The sequence below is a fragment of the Micrococcus sp. KRD077 genome, from assembly GCF_017168505.1.
Taxonomy (GTDB): domain Bacteria; phylum Actinomycetota; class Actinomycetes; order Actinomycetales; family Micrococcaceae; genus Micrococcus; species Micrococcus luteus.
The window spans coordinates 1-2172 of the sequence record NZ_JABFAZ010000106.1 but is presented as its reverse complement, the minus strand read 5'-3'; the positions used below and the strand labels follow the sequence as shown (position 1 = coordinate 2172).

Sequence of the window (2172 nt, the reverse complement as noted above, 5' to 3'; positions counted from 1 at the left end):
GCGCGGAGCCGCGCGGGGCGGGGGAGAGCGAGGCCTGTTCAGCCGGGGGATGGATACGATCAGCACCCCACCGGATCCGCGGAAGGACACCATGGCCAGTTCACTGCTCACCGACCTCCGAGAACTCGTCATCGACGAGGCGGAGCCGTTGTCCGGCCTCCTGCGCAAGTGCCTGCTGCTCGGCGCGGAGACCGGCTCGCAGGGGCTGCGGGAGTGGGCCCGGTTCGAGCTCAAGGGCTACCCCGACGGGGCCGAGGTGCCCGCGTACCGGAGTATCCACGCGGGGATGACCATCTCCTACGTCAGCGGGTACAACGTGGTGAGTGGGCAGTCGTGGTCTTGGCTCAACTTGCCTGCCGAGGCTCGGGAGATCGTCCCTGAACAGCTGACCCTGCGGTCCCCGCTGGCAGAGCTTGAGCAAATGGCCACCCAGGAGGCTGTCCAGTTCGGCAGCGGAAGGCTGAGCGCAGCCCTGCAGATCCTCAACAGCACCCTGCCCTTCGGTCAGGAGGCCCATGAGTTGGCCTACTCCGTGCCGGGCGCGACGCTCGCCGGCATCGTTGACGGGATCCGCACCAGCCTGGTCGAGCTCGTCGCCGACCTCACCGCCGACACCCCCCTCGGTGAGTTGCCCAGCCGCGCCGCGGTCGATGCTGCCCTGAGCGACCGCCTGGGCGCGCAGTACATCACCCACCTCCACGCGCCGTCTGGCCCTGTGGCTGTCGGCGAGGGCGCCCATGCTCAGGGCACGGTCGAAGACCTCTCTCGCGCGCTTGCAGACCTGCGTGTGATGGCGGAGAAGGAGGGGGAGGAGGAGCTGACCGAGGCCATCGACGAACTCCAGCAGGCGCTCCAGGAAGACCAGCCCGCCGTCGGCCCTGTGGCTGAGGGAGCCGGTCGCCTGCGTCGTCTCGCCGCCAACGTGGGGAGCGCGGCCCTGGGGTCCGCCGTCACGGGGGTGGTGGAGAGCGCCACCGCCATGGCCTTCGGCGGCGTCTTCGGCTGAGGGCCCGGGGGCCGCGTGCCGCCGAGGGCGGGCGACGTCGCCCCGCCGGCGTGCGCCAGGATCTCAGGCCCCCGATCCGCGAGAGCGGGCCGGGGACGCCGACGGGCGCGGACCGTGCGGTCCGCGCCCGTCGGGGGAGGTGGCGGCTCAGGGCTGGGGGTGATCCAGCTCGTGAGCGGCCATGGCGTCCAGGGTGCGGACCAGCTCGGGGAAGAGCATGGTCAGCACCTCGATGGAGCGGGCGCCCTTGGGGTGGTCGGCGACGGCGCGCCAGTGGCGGGCTACGGTGCGCGCGTGGTTGTCGCGGCGGGTGTAGAAGGCCTTGGCGTCCTGGTACCCGGCCTTGTAGCCGTCGGCGTAGGTGGGGGTGGTGGTCTGCTGCTCCATGAGCTGCCTCCTCCGGTAGGGGTGCAGGTGGCCGAATGCCTCCCGCTGTGTCAAACCATACACTCACGATGGGGTGGTGTCCAACCCGCGAGCGCGGGCAGGGCGGGGACGTGTCGCCGAGAGCCAGCTGCAGCAGCCAACCGCGGCGCCGGCTGAGCTCGGCCGCGGGGAAACGCGACTCGAGTTGGCGACATGGAGCGTGAGTGCGGTGGCGTCCCGGGGGCCGGCGGGCGGCTCACCGCCGGAGGCGTTCCCGGATGAACGCACCAACCACGAGCCCCGCCAATGCGGTGTCCCGCATCGTCACCCGCGTGCGCTTGCTCTGCGGCGCGGGGTCCTGGTCGGCAACTGTGGCGGTGGGGTTCGTGGTCGCTTCCGCAGCCGGGGCCTGGCTGATTGAGGCACGCACGACGATGACTGCGCCGAAGACGAGGAGAAGCACGACCTTCTCAAGTTCCCCCGGAGTCCGAACCGGGTTCTCTCCAAGAGCACCGAGGCTCCGAACCAGCAATGCGAAAGGGGCGAGGATCCCAAACGTGAGGAAGAGGAGTCTCGCCATGGAGCCCTTCTCCTTGTCGATCTTGCCGGCTTCCACGATGCGATCCCAGGCCGGGAAGTTGGCCAGAGCGAAGATTCCCGCCGCGGCGATGAGGCCCAGCCAGAAGTTGGCTGGATCTGCTGCGGGGGTGCTGGCAACTGGCTCGGATGTGCTGGCCGCCGTGAGGAAGGTGCGCATGCGGTCATCATCCCTTGGTAGGCCGATGGGGAGGCCGTAGAGC

The 2172-nt window shown here is 70.2% G+C and carries 3 protein-coding genes; 1 reads left to right on the top strand and 2 read right to left on the bottom strand.

Annotation, left to right across the window (positions count from 1 at the left end; all coding sequences use genetic code 11):
- On the top strand, positions 1-1006 hold a 1006-nt coding region (locus J1M39_RS12035; protein WP_206496850.1), incomplete at its 5' end, for an AbiTii domain-containing protein.
- Positions 1007-1153: 147 nt separating this feature from the next.
- Here the strand turns inward: J1M39_RS12035 and J1M39_RS12030 are convergent.
- Both J1M39_RS12030 and J1M39_RS12025 read right to left on the bottom strand, forming a co-directional pair.
- Positions 1154-1393, bottom strand: a complete 240-nt coding sequence (locus J1M39_RS12030) for a hypothetical protein (protein ID WP_061873209.1) — start codon at positions 1391-1393, stop codon at positions 1154-1156.
- 235 nt (positions 1394-1628) lie between these two features.
- Positions 1629-2129, bottom strand: coding sequence for a hypothetical protein (locus J1M39_RS12025; protein ID WP_206496849.1), 501 nt, complete (start codon positions 2127-2129; stop codon positions 1629-1631).
- Positions 2130-2172 lie beyond the last annotated feature (43 nt).

Excerpts from the sequence above, each read along its gene's own strand:
- J1M39_RS12025 (WP_206496849.1), bottom strand. The coding sequence starts at position 2,129 with ATGCGCACCTTCCTCACGGCGGCCAGCACATCCGAGCCAGTTGCCAGC.
- J1M39_RS12030 (WP_061873209.1), bottom strand. The coding sequence starts at position 1,393 with ATGGAGCAGCAGACCACCACCCCCACCTACGCCGACGGCTACAAGGCC.